The sequence below is a fragment of the Sporosarcina sp. resist genome (genome assembly GCF_014302295.1).
Taxonomy (GTDB): domain Bacteria; phylum Bacillota; class Bacilli; order Bacillales_A; family Planococcaceae; genus Sporosarcina; species Sporosarcina psychrophila.
The window spans coordinates 4,051,522-4,069,457 of record NZ_CP060287.1 but is presented as its reverse complement, the minus strand read 5'-3'; the positions used below and the strand labels follow the sequence as shown (position 1 = coordinate 4,069,457).

At 44.8% G+C, this 17,936-nt stretch carries 13 protein-coding genes and 1 other annotated feature; of the genes, 12 read left to right on the top strand and 1 reads right to left on the bottom strand.

Features of this window, described 5'->3' with window-relative positions:
• Positions 1-20: 20 nt before the first annotated feature.
• From isdE to ilvA, 12 genes are all read left to right on the top strand, one after another.
• Positions 21-908, top strand: a complete 888-nt coding sequence (gene isdE, locus H7992_RS19665) for a heme ABC transporter substrate-binding protein IsdE (RefSeq protein WP_187045688.1) — start codon at positions 21-23, stop codon at positions 906-908.
• A gap of 14 nt (positions 909-922) precedes the next feature.
• Positions 923-1,915, top strand: coding sequence for a FecCD family ABC transporter permease (locus H7992_RS19660; RefSeq protein WP_067212349.1), 993 nt, complete (start codon positions 923-925; stop codon positions 1,913-1,915).
• Positions 1,905-2,675, top strand: coding sequence for an ABC transporter ATP-binding protein (locus H7992_RS19655; protein WP_067212347.1), 771 nt, complete (start codon positions 1,905-1,907; stop codon positions 2,673-2,675). The genes H7992_RS19660 and H7992_RS19655 overlap by 11 nt, the downstream gene beginning before the upstream one ends.
• A gap of 1,275 nt (positions 2,676-3,950) precedes the next feature.
• Positions 3,951-5,618, top strand: a complete 1,668-nt coding sequence (ilvD, locus tag H7992_RS19650; RefSeq protein ID WP_187047976.1) for a dihydroxy-acid dehydratase — start codon at positions 3,951-3,953, stop codon at positions 5,616-5,618.
• 3 nt (positions 5,619-5,621) lie between these two features.
• Positions 5,622-5,864: a binding site (T-box leader), on the top strand.
• A gap of 131 nt (positions 5,865-5,995) precedes the next feature.
• The gene (ilvB, locus tag H7992_RS19645) at positions 5,996-7,723 is read left to right on the top strand and encodes an acetolactate synthase large subunit (protein WP_255428716.1); all 1,728 of its coding nucleotides are present in this window, start codon (positions 5,996-5,998) and stop codon (positions 7,721-7,723) included.
• A complete protein-coding gene (ilvN, locus tag H7992_RS19640) occupies positions 7,720-8,235 on the top strand; it encodes an acetolactate synthase small subunit (RefSeq protein WP_067212339.1) in 516 nt (171 codons plus the stop codon). The genes ilvB and ilvN overlap by 4 nt, the downstream gene beginning before the upstream one ends.
• Positions 8,236-8,400: 165 nt before the next feature.
• Positions 8,401-9,435, top strand: a complete 1,035-nt coding sequence (gene ilvC / locus H7992_RS19635) for a ketol-acid reductoisomerase (protein ID WP_187045686.1) — start codon at positions 8,401-8,403, stop codon at positions 9,433-9,435.
• Complete coding sequence (locus H7992_RS19630) at positions 9,422-10,963, top strand: 2-isopropylmalate synthase (protein WP_187045685.1); 1,542 nt, start codon at positions 9,422-9,424, stop codon at positions 10,961-10,963. The genes ilvC and H7992_RS19630 overlap by 14 nt, the downstream gene beginning before the upstream one ends.
• 204 nt (positions 10,964-11,167) lie before the next feature.
• Positions 11,168-12,268, top strand: coding sequence for a 3-isopropylmalate dehydrogenase (gene leuB, locus H7992_RS19625; protein ID WP_067212328.1), 1,101 nt, complete (start codon positions 11,168-11,170; stop codon positions 12,266-12,268).
• Between the two features lie 35 nt (positions 12,269-12,303).
• Positions 12,304-13,713 carry a 3-isopropylmalate dehydratase large subunit gene (gene leuC / locus H7992_RS19620; RefSeq protein WP_187045684.1) on the top strand — a complete coding sequence of 470 codons (1,410 nt, stop codon included), beginning with the start codon at positions 12,304-12,306 and terminating at the stop codon, positions 13,711-13,713.
• Positions 13,714-13,732: 19 nt separating this feature from the next.
• The gene (gene leuD, locus H7992_RS19615; protein WP_187045683.1) at positions 13,733-14,323 is read left to right on the top strand and encodes a 3-isopropylmalate dehydratase small subunit; all 591 of its coding nucleotides are present in this window, start codon (positions 13,733-13,735) and stop codon (positions 14,321-14,323) included.
• Positions 14,324-14,359: 36 nt separating this feature from the next.
• On the top strand, positions 14,360-15,337 hold the full coding sequence (gene ilvA, locus H7992_RS19610; protein WP_255428489.1) for a threonine ammonia-lyase: 978 nt from the start codon (positions 14,360-14,362) through the stop codon (positions 15,335-15,337).
• A 160-nt stretch (positions 15,338-15,497) separates the two neighbouring features.
• On the opposite strand, the gene H7992_RS19605 is transcribed toward ilvA, so the two are convergent.
• Positions 15,498-17,735 (bottom strand): collagen-like repeat preface domain-containing protein, encoded by a 2,238-nt coding sequence (locus H7992_RS19605; RefSeq protein WP_187045682.1) that lies wholly within the window; start codon positions 17,733-17,735, stop codon positions 15,498-15,500.
• Positions 17,736-17,936 lie beyond the last annotated feature (201 nt).

Here is a 17,936-nt window from a genome sequence, read left to right as displayed (position 1 = left end):
TAAGCTACAAGGAGTTGTTAATGAACATGCGAAAAGCACGTAATCTTTTCTATATACTTCTAGCTACTGTAGTTCTAGCTGGTTGTTTGTCCCAAAAAGGCACTTCATCCAATGAAGAAAATATCGAACCAGCGGGTGAGCGGATCGTTGCTACAACGGTTGCGTTGACGGAAATTATGGATGCCCTAGAAATCGATTTAGTCGGGATACCATCAAGTTACAAAGACTTGCCAAAACGCTACACCGATGTACAAGAGGTCGGGAATCCGATGAGCCCAGACATGGAAATGCTTTTGTCACTGAAACCGACAGAAATATTATCTGTGACAACGTTGAAATATGATTTGCAAGAGATGTTTGACGAACGTGACATCGATATGACTTATGTAAATTTGGAAAGCATAGACGCAATGCACAGCGAAATCTTACATTTAGGTGAGAAGTATGATCGCGAAAAACAAGCGAAAGCGATTGTCGATCAATTCGAAGAGAAAGTTGCCGAAATTGATAAACTATCAGAAGGTAAAGCCCAGCCTACTGTGCTCATATTACTTGGTATTCCAGGGAGTTATCTAGTTGCAACAGAACATTCCTATATCGGAGACCTCGTTAAGCGAAGCGGCGGTAAAAATGTCATTACAGGAGAAAAAGTAGAGTTTCTTTCTTCTAATACAGAATACTTACAGCAAGCAAAACCGGATATCATTTTAAGAGCTTCACATGGTATGCCAGAACAGGTCATTCAAATGTTTGACGATGAGTTCAAATCGAATGACGTTTGGCAACATTTCGAAGCTGTTAAAAATGACCGTGTCTATGATTTAGACGAACTTCTATTTGGAACAACAGGCAGTTTAGCAGCAGTCGAAGCATTGGGCGAACTGCAAAAAATGTTGTATCCAAACTAAAGGCAGGGATAATAATGTTACGGAAAAATAAAAAGGCGCTCAGTTTTATCAGCGTCATTATTCTACTCATACTAGTTAGCATTCAATCTGCACTAATGGGAAGTATTAAAGTCACGCCGTACGAACTGATTCATGGACTAATAACGGGGACAAATGATCAGGTTGCTATCATTAAGGATTTACGGCTTCCACGAATTCTAATCGCTCTATTTGCAGGAGCAGCTTTATCCGTGGCGGGTGTACTATTGCAAGCAGTAATGCGTAACCCATTAGCAGACCCAGGAATAATTGGTGTTTCTGCGGGTGCCGGGTTTATGTCCATAGTTGTAGTCGCTTTTTTTCCGACACTGTACTTTTTCGTTCCTCTTTTTGCTTTCTTGGGCGGAGCTTTGGCATTTTTCCTCGTGTACTCACTGTCCTGGAGATCCGGGCTTGATCCACTGCGCATGATTTTAATCGGAATAGCGGTGAATGCCTTATTCACAGGGCTGAGCCAAGGACTTGGTTTTAGCGGAAGTGCACTTACACAATCGATGAGTCAAGTGATGACCTCAACGCTTACGATGAAAAAGTGGAGTGATGTCGATGTACTTATTTTATATGGAACGATTGGCCTCGTGTTGTCGTTTGTCGTTTATTCGTGGTGCAATTACTTGGCGTTAGATGATAAGACTGCGAAAAATTTAGGGGTTAATGTAAATCTAGCGAGATTAGTGATTTCGTTAGTGGCTGTTCTGCTTGCTTCAGTTGCAACTGCAGTTGCAGGTCTATTTGCTTTTGTTGGCTTGCTTATACCTCATATTGGACGGTCATTGGTGGGAACGGACCACAAAGTGCTAATTCCGTTTTCAGCACTGGCAGGGGCCTTGCTGATCTTAACGGCGGATACGTTAGGCCGAACGATTATAGCACCCAATGAAATCCCGGCATCTATCATTATGGCTGTCATCGGGGGACCTTTCCTCATATTCTTGCTGAGAAAGAGTGATCGTATTTATGGACATTAAGGCTATTACTTTCTCCTACGATAAAAAAGTAAATACGTTGCATGGCGTCAACAGTACGATTGATAGTGGGAAAGTGACGACGATTATCGGGCCAAATGGTTGTGGGAAATCGACACTACTTAGCGTGATGGCCAATAATAATCATCCGCAAAGTGGACAAGTTCTATTAGAGGGCAAAGCACTCTCTGATTTTAAACCGAAGGAACTGGCGAAAAAATTAGCCGTTGTGCATCAGCAAAATAATGCCCCATCCGATATGACCGTCGAAAAACTAACGGGTTATGGCCGGATTCCATATAAGAGTTTGTTCACTTCAGCGACAGATGACGACCAACAGGCAATTGAGTGGGCGCTCGCGTGTACCAATCTGACAGATAAGCGAACAGTACCAATTGACGAATTGTCTGGAGGTCAAATGCAGCGCGTTTGGATTGCGATGGCGCTAGCGCAAAAAACACCCTTCCTGCTATTAGATGAACCGACGACTTATCTTGATATTTATTACCAATATGAATTGTTGGAACTGATCAAGGGTTTAAATCGCACACATGGTATGTCAATCGTCATGGTTTTACACGATATTAATCAGGCGATACGTTATAGTGACATCATTATTGCGATGAAAGATGGAAAAATCGTTGCCAAAGGTACACCTAGTGAAGTTATCACCGTTCAAACTGTAAAAGAAATTTACGGGGTTGATGTTGTTGTGAAAAACGATAAAGAAACAGGTATGTACATCATTCCAATAGGGATTTGACTCACGTAGGTGACTGTCGTCCTTATAAGTAACCACTCCAGTAAACGCCTCTGGAGTGGTTTTTTATTGTCTAGACTCCAGCCGCTAGCCCCTGGGCCGTTGAAAAAGTCTCAATATATGGTGAAAATGGGGGATACCGCTAATATCGCTTCTGCGCTTTGTGGTAGCCGAAGCGATAAGCCAGAAAGAAAACCGCTTTCCGTCTTATCGCTTCGGCTACCACGAAGTCGCGCCTTCGCTGGATGGTCTATGTAGAAAGTGCATTTCGGTATCGGTATGACATCTAGAAATACGGATTGCTTCAAACATGCGAATGCATTTAACAACAGTCGCAATATCTGGAACGAATCAGAAATCCTGCTAATATCGCTTCTGCGCTTTGTGGATGCCTCCCGCGATAAGTCAGAAAGGAGACCACTTTCGGTCTTATCGCTCCGGCTACCACGAAGTCGCGCCTTCGCTGGATGGACTATGTAGAAAGTGCATTTCGGTATCGGTATGACATCTAGAAATACAGTTTGCTTCAAAAATGGTAATGCATTTATCAACAGTCGCAATTTAGGGAACGAATCAGAAATCCTGCTAATACCGCTTCTGCGCTTTGTGGATGCCTCCCGCGATAAGCCAGAAAGAAGACCGCTTTCCATCTTATCGCTCCGGCTACCACGAAGTCGCGCCTTCGCTGGATGGACTATGTGAGAAAGAGCATTTCGTTATCGGAATGAGACCTGTAATCTCTAGTGCGTCTTTCTTGAATTAAATCACTATCAAAATATAATCACATTATAATCTCGGCATATACACTCCGAATCACACACCCTCGATAATGAACACACCAGCGAGGGCATGGCGAGAGGCATCCCCAAAGCGTCAAGCGATCTACAATCTTCACTCCGACCCGGACTCTCTCACTAATGAACAACCCCATCGTGCTGAGCAGGCGATTGTGCTTTTTAAGCTTTTAGAAAAGTACTCATATCGGAAAAAATCATTGAAAATTGAATTCATGAAAAATAAATTTAAAAGTTTTTTAAATGTGCTATATGTGATATATCGCTGTATAACTGACGTGTAAGCGGATACATTTAAATCTACTATTCATAATTGGCTAACAATTTTAAAAACACTGTTGACTCCAGTGGGTATCCAAGATATGATGACATCAATCCAATTCAGTTCGTGATTCAATTCACAAACTACATAACCTAGACAACTAGATAAACAGATGTAAACATGTAAGTGATTTGATTAGGGGTGAGTACAATGGAAAAACCAATGAGAAGTGACATGATTAAAAAAGGTGTAGACCGTGCACCGCATAGAAGTCTGCTGTACGCAACGGGCGTTAGAATGAAAGATATGCACAAACCTTTCATCGGTGTATGTAACTCATATATTGATATTATTCCAGGTCATATGCATTTGAATAAATTCGCGGAAGTCGTCAAAGAGGCGATTCGTGAAGCAGGCGGTATCCCGTTCGAGTTCAACACAATCGGTGTTGATGATGGGATTGCAATGGGACATATTGGTATGCGTTATTCATTACCAAGCCGTGAACTCATCGCAGACTCTGCAGAAACGGTTATCAACGCTCACTGGTTCGACGGCGTATTCTACATTCCAAACTGCGACAAAATTACGCCAGGCATGTTGATGGCAGCAGTTCGAACGAACGTCCCATCCGTATTCGTCTCAGGCGGACCGATGGAAGGCGGTGTATCATCGACTGGTAAGCCTTTATCACTCGTTTCGGTATTCGAGGGTGTTGGAGCTTACAAACAAGGTACGATGACAGCTGAAGAGCTGCTAGACATTGAACAGAGTGCATGTCCTACATGCGGATCTTGTTCAGGAATGTTCACAGCGAATTCCATGAACTCGTTAATGGAAATGCTGGGAGTGACAGTTCCGGGTAACGGAACGATCGTTGCCACTTCGGATGAAAGACATAGACTCATTAAAGAAGCAGCGGAACATCTTGTTCGCATGGTGAAAGAAGATGTTAAACCGCGTGACATTATAACGAAAGAAACAATCGATGATGCATTTGCACTTGATATGGCAATGGGCGGTTCTACAAACACAGTCCTCCATACACTGGCAATCGCACACGAAGCAGAAATCGAATACGATGTTCGTGATATCAACAAAGTTGCTGAACGTATTCCTTATTTATCCAAAATTAGTCCATCTTCTGACTACACAATGCATGATGTTCATCTTGCTGGCGGTGTCAGTGCAATTATTAAAGAGCTCTGTGAAATCGAAGGAGCCGTCAGTCCAAACCGGATGACGATTACTGGTAAATCGCTTTATGAAAACGTAAAAGATTCTCATATTCTCAATGATGAAGTCATTCGACGTCACGATAATGCATACAGTCCTGTAGGTGGCTTGTCCGTTCTATTCGGTAATATTGCTCCGGACGGCGGCGTCATCAAAGTAGGAGCCGTTGACCCATCGATTACAGAGTTCCGAGGAAAAGCAATTGTATTTGAATCTCAGGAAGATACACAAGAAGGTATCGACAACGGAACAGTAAAAGCGGGCGATGTTGTTGTTATTCGTTACGAAGGTCCGAAAGGTGGACCGGGAATGCCAGAAATGCTCGCACCTACTGCAGCAATTGCAGGACGTGGGCTGGCAACGAAGGTAGCACTCATTACAGACGGACGTTTCTCAGGGGCATCTCGTGGTATCTCTATTGGCCACATTTCACCTGAAGCGGCTGAAGGCGGACCTATCGCACTAGTCGAGGATGGTGATATCATCTCAATCGATTTAACAAATCGGACAATTGAACTTGAAGTTTCCGATGAAGAACTAGAAAAACGAAGAGCACACTTAAAACCATTCGAACCTAAAATTAAAAAAGGCTATCTAGCTAGATATTCAGCGCTTGTCACATCTGCAAGTACAGGCGGAGTTATGAAAATTTAATAGTGAAAATCAATGATGGGGCAAAAGTAATTAGAACCTGTATTCACAGAGAGCCGGTAATGCTGGAAGCCGGTAATACAACTAGTTGCGACATCACCCCGGAGTGGATTGCTGAAATTATAGTAGGCAATCCCGGGCGTAGAGAAATCGGCGCTCGTTATATAAAGAATAGACCTAGTCTATTCATGAGGCGGCTAGATTGTTGCGAACAAGGGTGGTACCATGAAAAGTTTTTTCATCCCTATGTAAAGGAGAAGTTCTTTGCGTGGGATGAAAAGGCTTTTTTTTTCGACAAGAAGATTGATTATTCAAAAGTAGAAGTAAGGAGGAGTTTATAGATGAATGCTGAAGTTCAAACGAAGCAAGCAGTAGAGGAAATGGCGCCAGAGACTGTGCAAGAGCCACAACAGACCAAACAACCGAAAGATGGGTCTGCTGTACTCATTCAAGCTTTGAAGGATCAGGGTGTCGAAGTTATTTTCGGTTATCCTGGAGGAGCTGTACTACCGATTTATGATGCATTGTATCAAAACCCTATTTCCCACATACTTGCACGTCACGAACAAGGCGCAATTCATGCGGCTGAAGGATATGCTCGTGTTTCAGGAAAACCTGGCGTCGTCATTGCGACATCTGGACCTGGCGCGACAAACTTGGTAACTGGAATTACGGATGCAATGATGGATTCACTGCCACTTGTTATTTTCACTGGGCAAGTTGCCAATACAGTCATTGGTACTGATGCGTTCCAAGAAGCGGATATTATTGGGATCACGCAACCAATCACAAAGCATAACTACCAAGTGAATGATGTATCTGACTTCCCAAGAATTATCAAAGAGGCATTCCACATTGCTTCAACAGGACGCCCAGGACCGGTACTCGTTGATATTCCTAAAAATATTGCAACGGGGCTCTTCATTCCAACCGGAGACTTGGACGCGGAAGTAGATTTACCAGGTTATCAGCCGACAACGACTCCGAACTATTTACAAATACAAAAAGCAGCAGAAGCCATTTCACAAGCGAAAAAACCACTGATCCTAGCAGGTGCAGGTATCTTGCATGCACAGGCGATGGATGAATTGAAAGAACTCGTAGAGAAACATCAGATTCCCGTAACAAATACACTTCTTGGCCTTGGCAGTATCCGTGGAGATCATGAACTATTCCTAGGAATGGCTGGTATGCATGGAACAGTGACATCCAATATGGCCATTAGTGAGTGTGATGTACTTGTCAATATCGGCGCGCGTTTCGACGACAGACTGACAGGCAATCTGGCATCATTCGCACCGAACGCAAAAATTATCCACATCGATATCGACCCTGCTGAGATTGGCAAAAATGTACCGACAGAAATCCCAATCGTGGCAGACGCCAAAGAAGCATTACAAGCGTTGCTGAAACAACAATTCAAGTCACCAGAAACAGAGACTTGGCTGACATACTTAAAAGAATCCGCCAAGAAGTTTCCACTGTGGTATGACAACGATGATGAAGGAACAATTCTTCCGCAACAAGCGCTTGAAATCATTCATCGTATTACGAAAGGCGATGCAATCGTCACAACGGATGTAGGACAGCATCAGATGTGGACGGCTCAGTACTATTCATTGAATAATCCAGATCATTGGGTAACCTCAGGCGGACTTGGCACAATGGGCTTTGGGTTCCCAGCGGCAATTGGTGCACAAATCGCCAAGCCGGATGCGCGTGTCATTGCAATTGTAGGAGACGCTGGATTCCAAATGACGGCGCAAGAGCTGTCGCTGTTACAAGAAATGCGCATTCCTGTGAAAATTATCATTCTCAACAATGGCTGTCTGGGAATGGTTCGTCAATGGCAAGAGACGTTTTACGAAAAGCGTTACTCACAATCATTGATGCCGGTTCAGCCAAACTTTGTGAAATTAGCAGAGGCGTATGACATTAAAGGCTATCGGATTGACACATTGGAAGAAGCGGAAGCGGTATTCCAAGAAGCACTGTTGTCTGATGAACCCGTTCTCATCGACTGCCGTGTGAAACAACTGGAAAACGTCTATCCGATGGTTGCACCAGGTAGAGGACTACATGAAATGATCGGGGTGAGTAAACTATGAAACGAGTTATTACGGTAACTGTTATCAACCAAAGTGGCGTGCTCAATAGGGTGACCGGCTTGCTGATGAAAAGGCAGTTCAATATCGAAAGTATCACAGTTGGTCACACCGAAATAGCAGGCAGATCGAAAATGACGTTCATCGTCAATGTGGAAGACGAACGGAAAATTGAACAGCTCGTCAAACAGCTGCAAAAACAAATTGATGTTCTTAAAGTTAATGACATAACGGATAAAGCAATCGTTATGCGTGAGCTAGCTCTAGTAAAAGTCATTTCACCTCCGCATGTTAGAAGTGAAATGAACAGCATCATCGAACCATTCAGGGCAACGGTTATTGACACTGGAAAAAATGTCGTCACGTACCAAGTGATTGGAAATCCGGAAAAGATCGAGGCGTTTATCGATTTGCTTAGACCATATGGCATTAAAGAATTGACAAGAACAGGCGCTACGGCATTTGTTCGTGAAACACAGAAAGTCCAATTACCTCAGTTATCTATTTTGAAATAAGAAAAGCGTAAGCGCCTGTTCAGAGGCGACAGGCATAAGATGGGCTGGCGAAGCGGCGTTCTTTGCCGCACAGCCGGACCGACTTATGACCCGAGCCTCTAGGCGCTGGAGTCTAGACAGCATTATACAAACTAAAAAAAACCAACTATTAGGAGGAAAACAATTATGGCTAAAATGTATTATAACCAAGATATCAACGAAGGACTTTTGAAAGATAAACTAGTAGCAATCATCGGGTACGGATCACAAGGTCATGCACATGCGCAAAACCTAAACGATTCTGGATTTAATGTTGTTGTGGGTGTTCGCCCAGGTAAATCATTTGATCAGGCAAAACAAGACGGACTAAACGTATTGACTGTGCGTGAAGCTGCTGAAAAAGCGGACGTTATCATGATTCTACTTCCGGATGAAAGACAAAAACAAGTCTATGACGAAGAAATCGAACCGGAACTTAAAGCAGGTAAATCAGTTGTTTTCGCACACGGATTCAACGTTCACTTCGGTCAAATCGTTCCACCTGCTGATGTTGACGTATTCCTAGTTGCACCAAAAGGACCTGGACATCTCGTTCGTAGAACATTCGAAGCAGGCGCAGGTGTTCCAGCATTGTTCGCAGTGTATCAAGACGTTTCAGGCCAAGCGAAAGACGTAGCTCTTGCGTATGCAAAAGCGATTGGATCAGCACGTGGCGGCGTACTTGAAACGACGTTCAAAGAAGAAACTGAAACAGATCTATTCGGTGAACAAGCGGTACTATGTGGCGGGTTGACTTCACTTGTTAAAGCAGGTTTTGAAACACTAGTAGAAGCAGGTTACCAACCAGAACTTGCTTACTTCGAAACATTGCACGAAACAAAACTGATTGTCGATCTTATGTATGAAGGCGGAATGGCAGGCATGCGCTACTCAATCTCAGACACAGCTGAGTGGGGAGATTTCGTTTCAGGACCTCGTATTGTTGACGCGGATACAAAAGCGCGTATGAAAGATGTACTAACAGACATTCAATCAGGTAAATTTGCGAGAGAATGGATTGCAGAAAATGAAAATGGGCGTCCGAACTTCAATCGATTTGAAGAAACAGAAGCACAACATGAAATTGAAGTAGTTGGCAAAAAGCTTCGCGCAATGATGCCTTTCGTCAACGAAGGTGCGAAATCAAAAGAGGAAGAAGTGGTGGGTAGTGCGAAAAATTGACATATTTGACACAACACTTCGGGACGGTGAACAATCTGCAGGTATTAACCTAAATACAGCGGAGAAATTAGAAATTGCACGACAGCTTGAAAAATTCGGGGCAACAATCATCGAAGCAGGGTTTCCTGCTTCATCCCCCGGTGATTTTGAAGCAGTGCAACGTATTGCAAATATAGTGAAAAAGTCGACGGTAACTGGTCTTGCCCGCGCAATGAAAAGCGATATCGAAACATCTTGGGAAGCACTTCGCGGTGCGGAACAACCTCATCTACATGTGTTTTTAGCAACTTCACCTATCCATATGGAATATAAGCTTCAGAAAACACCTGACCAGGTCGTCGAAATTGCAGTAGAAGCTGTAAAATATGCCCGCAAGTTCTTCCCGCAAGTTCAATGGTCTGCGGAAGATGCATTCCGTTCAGATCGGGAGTACTTAGTACGCATCATCAATCAAGTAATTGCAGCTGGCGCATCAGTTATTAACATTCCTGATACGGTCGGCTATGCAACACCTCAAGAATACGGTGCATTATTCAAGTTTTTGAAAGAAAACGTGACCGGTATCGATAAAGTGAAGCTTTCTGCACATTGTCATGATGACTTAGGCTTTGCTGTAGCCAACTCAATTGCAGCGATTGAAAATGGTGCGGACCAAGTCGAAGGTACAATCAATGGTATTGGTGAGCGGGCAGGAAATGCTGCGCTTGAAGAAATTGCTGTTGCACTCCATATCCGCAAAGACTATTACGGATTGGAAACAGGTATTAATCTACACGAAATTAAACGCACAAGCCAGCTCGTCAGCCAATTGACAGGCGTTGTCATTCAGCCAAACAAAGCAATTGTTGGTAAGAACGCATTCGCGCATGAGTCAGGAATTCACCAGGATGGCTACCTAAAAAATCGCCAAACATATGAAATCATTACTCCTGAATTAATTGGAGATAAAACTGAACCGCTTGCGCTAGGAAAACACTCTGGCAGACATGCATTTAGTGACCGTGCTATTTCAATGGGCTTCGATCTTAGTGCTGAGAAGTTAAATGAAGCGTTTGTCGAATTTAAGAAACTTGCAGACCGTAAAAAAGAAATTACAGAAGATGATCTATTTGTATTTTTTACAGATCAACAAATTCAAAATAATGATGTACCTGTTTATAAATTTAAAGATGTTCAAGTTCAGTATGCAACTGCGAATGTTCCATCTGCAACCGTCACGGCTGTTAATCCGGACGGGGAAACGGTCACTGCGACAGCAACAGGTTCGGGATCAGTTGAAGCGATTTTTAATACGTTGGAACTACTTGTTGAAGGCGAAGTTCACATTCTAGATTACCGTGTAACATCGATTGGCAAAGGACGCGATGCACTCGGTGAAGCGGTAGTTAATCTAAGTATTAACGGTGAAGTATCTATTGGACGCGATGTCGCGCAGGACGTATTGGGTGCATCTGCTAAAGCATACTTTAATGCCATCAACAGACAATTGGTCAAAAAGCAATCAAAAACAAAAGTAACTGTGATTTAACCAGTTACATTGAACAAATAAATACCTTTACAAACTAAGCGAAGGCGCCTTAAAGGGGTAGCCGAAGCAATAAGACTAGTGGCGAAGCTGCTTGGCTTATGGCGGGAGGCATCCCCAGCGTCGAAGCGAAGTCAATGGAATTTTTATTTCAACTTAATATAGTGAGCATAAATAGATTCAAAAACAATAAGGAGGAGAAGTTCTATGGAGAAGAAAGTAGCAGTATTACCAGGTGATGGAATCGGCCCAGAAGTGACTGAAGCAGCAGTGAAGGTACTTGAAGTGATTGCAAGACGTTTTAGCCACACCTTCCATGTAGAGTACGGAGTAATTGGCGGCGTTGCAATTGACAAACATCAAAATCCACTTCCAGATGAAACGGTAGCACTATGTGAAGCGAGTGACGCGGTACTTCTCGGTGCTGTAGGGGGTCCGAAATGGGACCAAAATCCATCAGCGTTGAGACCGGAAAAAGGACTACTTGCGATTCGGAAACATTTCGACTTGTTTGCTAATCTTCGGCCTGTGAAAGCTGTACCATCCTTACTCCATGCATCTCCTCTAAAAGAAGAAGTGGCAAAAGATGTAGATATGATGATCGTCAGGGAATTGACAGGTGGTCTCTATTTCGGAGAACCAAGTCGTCGGACGGCAGATGCCGCAGTGGATTCACTCGTTTATACACGCGAAGAGATTGAACGTATTGTTGTTAAAGCGTTTGAAATTGCTCGCTTACGTAGAGGGAAAGTAGCTTCTGTTGATAAAGCAAATGTACTTGAAACGAGTAAGCTATGGCGTGAAGTTGTTGAAGAAAAGAAGAAAGCGTATCCAGATATTGAAGTGGAGCATATGTTAGTCGATTCCACTGCTATGAAATTGATTACAAATCCGGCAGCATTTGACGTTGTCGTAACGGAAAATATGTTTGGAGACATTCTAAGTGATGAGGCATCTGTAATCACAGGGTCACTTGGCGTACTTCCGTCAGCAAGTATCCGTTCGGATGGTTTTGGATTATACGAACCAGTCCACGGTTCCGCGCCCGAAATTGCAGGACTTGGTTTAGCAAATCCAGCTGCAGCGATTCTATCCGTTGCAATGATGTTGAAGTATTCATTCAACCTAGACACGGAAGCATCAGCGATTGAAGAAGCAGTTAACACAGTGTTCGAAGACGGTTTCTTCACAGCCGATCTTGTAGAACCGGGTAAACGGGTTTTATCGACAAAAGAGTGGACGGACAAAGTCATTGACGAACTTGATACACAATTCGTCTCGAATAGCATTATGTTTTCATACGTTTAACCATATTCAATTGATCAGAGAGGAAGGGCTGCCATATGGCGAAAAATATCATTGAGAAAATCTGGAATCAGCATATCGTCTACGAAGAACAAGGGAAGCCTGATTTGCTCTATATCGATCTTCATTTACTACATGAAGTGACTTCTCCGCAGGCGTTTGAAGGGCTGCGACTTGCGAATCGTACCGTGCGCAGACCCGATCTCTGTTTTGCAACCATGGATCATAACGTTCCGACACGAAACCGTGATGAGATTAAAGATCCAATTGCTCGGAAACAAATAAACACATTACAAACAAATTGTGATGAATTTGGAATCCCACTTGCAAATATGGACCATCCAGACCAAGGAATTGTCCATATAATCGGGCCAGAACTTGGACTAACACAGCCTGGTAAAACAATTGTCTGCGGCGATAGCCATACATCCACACACGGGGCGTTCGGAGCAATTGCATTTGGCATCGGAACTAGTGAAGTCGAGCATGTCCTTTCGACACAAACATTGTGGCAATCAAAACCGAAAACAATGGAAATCCGCATTAACGGTAAACTTGGATTCGGTGTTACTGCAAAAGATGTCATTTTAGCAATTATCGCCAAATTCGGAATTGATATGGGCACAGGTCATATTGTTGAATTTACGGGTGAAGCAATCCGTGATTTGACGATGGAAGAACGGATGACCGTTTGTAATATGTCCATTGAAGCAGGGGCGAAAGCTGGTTTAATCAGCCCAGATGAAACAACTGTTGCTTACTTAAAAGGACGCAAATATGTTCTCGAAGGTCAAGAATTTGAAGCGGCAGCTGCACACTGGCTATCGCTTGCAACAGATGAAGGTGCAGCCTATGATACGATTCTTGAAATGAATGCAGATGAAATCGAACCATTTGTGACTTGGGGAACAAACCCTTCAATGGGTTCTGGTATTTCAGCGAACGTTCCCTATGCGAAAGATTTTGAATCAGAATCGGATAAAGACGCATTGAAACAAGCACTAACGTATATGGGGCTTGAAGAAGGTGCTCCGCTGAAGTCGATTGATATCCAGCATGTCTTCATTGGTTCATGCACAAATGCAAGATTGAGTGATTTACGTGCAGCGGCAAAAGTGATTGCAGGGAAGAAAGTCCATCCATCTGTCACAGCAATTGTCGTTCCTGGTTCACGCACTGTTAAAAAACAGGCAGAAGATGAAGGATTAGATTCGGTATTTCTTGAAGCTGGATTCGAGTGGCGGGAATCGGGTTGCAGTATGTGCCTAGCAATGAATGATGATGTAGTTCCTGTAGGTGAACGGTGCGCTTCAACATCTAATCGAAATTTCGAAGGACGACAAGGGGCAGGGGCACGGACACATCTTGTAAGTCCGGCCATGGCAGCAGCTTCAGCAATTGCAGGCCATTTTATAGATGTACGGGAATTGGAAGCTGTTCATTCATAATTGAGGAAAGGATGATTAGATGGAACCGATTAATGAAGTTGTTAGCGTCATAACGCCGCTCGATCGTAAAAACGTCGATACCGACCAGATTATTTCGAAAGAGTTCTTGAAACGAATTGAGCGAACAGGGTTTGGAAAATATTTGTTTTATCACTGGCGACATAATGCTGATGGAAGCGAAGTTCAAGATTTCGTACTGAATGATGAGCGGTTCAAAGGATCTAAAATCCTCGTTGCTCAAGAAAACTTTGGGTGCGGCTCCTCTCGTGAACATGCACCGTGGTCGATTTTAGACTATGGATTCAATGTCGTCATCGCGCCAAGCTATGCGGATATCTTCTATAATAACTGTATGAAAAACGGTTTGCTTCCAATTAAATTAACAATGTCGGAAGTAGAAGAGTTGTTGGCAAATGGGCAAAAAGATCCTTACTCAGTAGAAGTTAATCTTGTTAAACAGTCGGTGACAGGGCAGGATGGCAAGTCCTATTCGTTTGATATCGACCCGTACTATAAAGAAATGTTATTAAATGGTTGGGATGAAATATCCTTGACTTTCCAATATGAAGAACAAATTTCTAACTATGAAAAACAACATCAAAACGCGTAAACATTAACTTAAAAGGGAGATGGTGTAATTGGGAATTTGTATGAAACAGCGCGCTTATTCGAAGCATTTGAACGCTTAACTGAAATTGTTCACCGCACACCTATTAAACAATCGAAGACATTGAATGAATGGACACAATCCAAAGTGTATTTGAAACTTGAAAACTTACAGAAGACAGGGTCGTTTAAAGTACGCGGCGCGTTCAACAAAATTTCTCAACTGACAGCAGAAGAATGTGCGAAAGGTTTACTTGCGGCTTCTGCGGGAAATCATGCACAAGGTGTTGCATTGGCAGGACGGAAAGTAGGTGCCAGAGTTACAATATTCATGCCTGAAACGACTCCAGCGGCAAAAGTGGCTGCTACCCGGAAATACGGGGCGACTGTTAAGCTAGTTGGGAAAAATTTCGATGAGGCTTATAAAGCCGCTCGTACCGAACAACTGGCAACAGGTGCAACGTTTATCCATCCTTTCGATGACATAACAATTATCGAGGGGCAGGCAACTGTTGCAATGGAAATGCTGCAACAGCAACCGGACTTGGATACAATTGTTGTACCGGCAGGTGGTGGAGGACTACTAGCTGGGACTGCACTTGCTGTGAAAACAATACGGCCTTCGGTAAAAGTGATTGGCGTTCAGGCCGCAAATGCACCTGCAATTGCTTCGACTTATCACGGTAGAAAAAGTAATCTGACTCACTTTTTACCGACGATAGCAGAAGGGATTTGCGTCAGAGAACCTGGTAAAGTAACGATGGATATCATTCACAATTATGTAGACGATATGATTACAGTGTCGGAACAAGAAATTTCATCAGCCATTCTTTTCATGTTAGAACGTGAGAAAATGCTTGTTGAAGGAGCGGCAGCCGCAGCGGTTGCTGCTGTCTTGAATAAGAAATTACCTGTTTCATCTAACCGAATTGGTGTTATCGTTTCGGGCGGAAATTTTGATGTTGGGAAGCTAGGAAATTGTATAACAGCATGTAATGATTCTGTGCTTAATTTTTAATATCCTTGCTGTGTTTAAAGCACAGCAAGGATCATCGTAAAAATTACTATCTTTGAACAATTTAATTTAAAAAAGCCCCTTTCATTGTTGTTGAATGAAAGGGGCTTTTTTGGTGTCTGTAGGCTTCATTTAGAACTGTGTTTCTGTACATTTTAAATTATTAATTGATTGTCAGACCTGCACTAGCGGCTCCTTGTATGAGGCCAACTAAAGGAGCACTTGCAGAAAACACCATTAGCAAACGATCTCCAGCGTTTACCGGAACTGAGAAAGTATCGGCAGTGCCAGTTTGTATGGCACCAACTGTTAATCCGCTGAATGTTAGAGTTACTGTAACGCCAGTTGCGCTGTAGGTATTGCTATTTCCAGTTGCACGATATACTTCAGCATGAACTAATGTCGTTCCTAGGCTTAATGCCACGTTACTATTAAAGTATGCTGATATAGCTGTAAGGGTTCCTGCACGAGGAACTATAAAGGCAAAGTTACTTAGAATTGGGAGTGTTATTGTAGCACCAAGAGCAGTAAGACCTGCTATGGAACTCCCGAATCCTATAACAGAAGGAATACCAACTGCTCCCAAGAGTAACGTAGTCAATGCCATTGTTGAGGTTCCAGTTGCAAATGGAATTATCGTACTGTTACCATTAATGCCGTCAGTTCCCGTCGCACCGGTAGCTCCAGTAGCACCGTTAATGCCGTTAATTCCCATGGCTCCAGTAGGGCCAATATCACCCGTAGGTCCGGCAATTCCCGCTAGTCCCGTAGCTCCGGTTGCGCCAGTAGCTCCGGCTACACCAATGTCTCCAGTAGCCCCGGTAGCCCCGGTAGCCCCGGTAGCGCCAGTAGCTCCGGCTGCCCCAGTTCCACCAGTCGCTCCAGTAGTTCCGGTAGCACCCGTTGTACCCGTTGCTCCAGTAGCGCCAGTAGCTCCGGTTGCACCAGTTCCCCCAGTAGCCCCAGTCGCTCCGGTAGCCCCAGTAGCGCCAGTAGCCCCAGTAGCTCCGGCTGCCCCAGTTCCCCCAGTAGCTCCAGTAGCTCCAGTAGCGCCAGTTGCTCCGGTTGCTCCAGTAGCTCCAGTAGCTCCAGTAGCGCCAGTAGCTCCAGTAGCTCCGGTTGCACCAGTAGCTCCGGCTGCCCCAGTTCCCCCAGTAGCTCCAGCTGCTCCAGCTGCTCCAGCTGCTCCAGTTGCCCCAGTTCCCCCAGTAGCTCCAGCTGCTCCAGTTGCCCCAGTAGCACCAGTAGCACCAGTAGCGCCAGTCGCTCCAGTTGCACCAGTTGCACCAGTTGCACCAGTTGCTCCGGTAGCTCCGGTAGCTCCAGTAGCGCCAGTCGCACCAGTCGCACCAGTCGCACCAGTCGCACCAGTAGCTCCAGCTGCACCAGTCGCACCAGTTCCTCCAGTTCCTCCAGTAGCTCCAGTTGCACCAGTTGCGCCGGTAGCTCCAGTTGCACCAGTCGCACCAGTTGCACCAGTCGCACCAGTTGCTCCAGCTGCTCCAGCTGCTCCAGCTGCACCAGTCGCTCCGGTAGCTCCAGTAGCTCCGGCTGCCCCAGTAGCACCAGTAGCGCCAGTAGCGCCAGTAGCTCCAGTCACGCCAGTCGCTCCGGTTGAGCCAGTCGCACCAGTTCCTCCAGTAGCTCCAGTTGCACCAGTTGCGCCGGTAGCTCCAGTAGCACCAGTCGCACCAGTTGCACCAGTTGCACCAGTCGCACCAGTTGCTCCAGCTGCTCCAGCTGCACCAGTCGCTCCGGTAGCTCCAGTAGCTCCAGTAGCTCCGGTTGCCCCGGTAGTCCCAGTAGCGCCAGTAGCGCCAGTAGCTCCGGTAGCCCCAGTTGCACCCGTTGTGCCAGTAGCTCCGGTTGCCCCAGTAGCGCCAGTAGCGCCAGTAGCACCAGTAGCTCCGGTAGCTCCAGTAGCCCCAGTAGCGCCAGTAGCGCCAGTAGCCCCAGTAGCTCCGGTTGAGCCAGTCGCACCAGTCGCACCAGTAGCGCCGGTAGCTCCAGCCGCACCAGTAGCCCCGGTTGAGCCAGTCGCACCAGTTCCTCCAGTCGCGCCAGTAGCGCCAGTTGCACCAGTAGCTCCGGTAGCACCAGTAGCGCCAGTAGCACCAGTAGCACCAGTAGCACCAGTAGCTCCAGTTACACCAGTAGCTCCGGTTGAGCCAGTAGCACCAGTAGCACCAGTAGCGCCGGTAGCTCCAGCCGCACCAGTTGCACCAGTAGCTCCGGTAGCTCCGGTAGCTCCAGTCGCGCCAGTAGCCCCCCTGTGTCCTCTTTTACAACAACATGGATCGATATTGCATTTGTCATGTTTAACACATTCATAACATTCATTACATTTACAGCATTTATTGCATTTATTACATTTTCGTTTATTGTAATCATAATAATTCATTATTTCACCCCCTTTCTGTAACATCCTATTCGAGCAATAGTTGGGGGGACGGGCAATCAACTACGTGCATAAAATAATAGATTAGGAAATGCCACAGAGAGGGCGGGAGATTTCTTAAATATTTATCCAGGTTTATTAAGGAAAGGGCTTTGGTTTTGAATATGCTCGCCATCTTGGACACTGATGCCCCCAACCAACTAG

Excerpts from the sequence above, each read along its gene's own strand:
- H7992_RS19605 (WP_187045682.1), bottom strand. The coding sequence starts at position 17,735 with ATGAATTATTATGATTACAATAAACGAAAATGTAATAAATGCAATAAA.
- ilvD (WP_187047976.1), top strand. The coding sequence starts at position 3,951 with ATGAGAAGTGACATGATTAAAAAAGGTGTAGACCGTGCACCGCATAGA.
- ilvC (WP_187045686.1), top strand. The coding sequence starts at position 8,401 with ATGGCTAAAATGTATTATAACCAAGATATCAACGAAGGACTTTTGAAA.
- H7992_RS19655 (WP_067212347.1), top strand. The coding sequence starts at position 1,905 with ATGGACATTAAGGCTATTACTTTCTCCTACGATAAAAAAGTAAATACG.
- leuC (WP_187045684.1), top strand. The coding sequence starts at position 12,304 with ATGGCGAAAAATATCATTGAGAAAATCTGGAATCAGCATATCGTCTAC.
- leuD (WP_187045683.1), top strand. The coding sequence starts at position 13,733 with ATGGAACCGATTAATGAAGTTGTTAGCGTCATAACGCCGCTCGATCGT.
- isdE (WP_187045688.1), top strand. The coding sequence starts at position 21 with ATGAACATGCGAAAAGCACGTAATCTTTTCTATATACTTCTAGCTACT.
- H7992_RS19660 (WP_067212349.1), top strand. The coding sequence starts at position 923 with ATGTTACGGAAAAATAAAAAGGCGCTCAGTTTTATCAGCGTCATTATT.
- leuB (WP_067212328.1), top strand. The coding sequence starts at position 11,168 with ATGGAGAAGAAAGTAGCAGTATTACCAGGTGATGGAATCGGCCCAGAA.
- ilvB (WP_255428716.1), top strand. The coding sequence starts at position 5,996 with ATGGCGCCAGAGACTGTGCAAGAGCCACAACAGACCAAACAACCGAAA.
- ilvN (WP_067212339.1), top strand. The coding sequence starts at position 7,720 with ATGAAACGAGTTATTACGGTAACTGTTATCAACCAAAGTGGCGTGCTC.